The organism is Streptomyces griseorubiginosus, assembly GCF_017614965.1.
Taxonomy (GTDB): Bacteria; Actinomycetota; Actinomycetes; order Streptomycetales; family Streptomycetaceae; genus Streptomyces; species Streptomyces griseorubiginosus_B.
Genome location: NZ_WVUG01000764.1, coordinates 1 through 380 on the forward strand (window position 1 = coordinate 1; position 380 = coordinate 380).

The following is a 380-nucleotide window of genomic DNA, read 5'->3' on the forward strand; positions in this document are numbered from 1 at the left end:
GCCCTGGGCCCCGGGTGGGCCGAGAGGCCGCCGGGGAGGGCCGTCAGGCGCGTGCGGGAGGCGGGGACGGTCGCGGGGGCCGTACGGGCCGTACCGCGCGCCAGACGGGCTCGTACGTCCTGTTCGGCGAGGACCTGGCAGCGCTCCAGGAGGAGCGCGGCGACCGTGTTGCCCCGCAGCGCGCGGAGGGCGGCGAGGTCGTCGGGCTGCGGCCGGTAACCGGCGGCCAGCGCCTCCTCGAGCAGGGTGAGATAGCCGGCGGCGGTTCCGGGCAGCGCGGCGCGGTAGCGGCCGAGGTCGGCCACCAGGAAGGCCCGCAGCCTGGCCCCCTCGCGCATCGCCTCGTCGAGCGACTCGGCGAGCCGGAGACAGTCCTGGAC

The 380-nt window shown here is 78.2% G+C and carries 1 pseudogene; it reads right to left on the minus strand.

Going from position 1 to position 380, the window contains the following annotated elements:
- Positions 1-380 (minus strand): annotated as a pseudogene (locus GRC12_RS45170) (hypothetical protein); the annotation flags it as partial.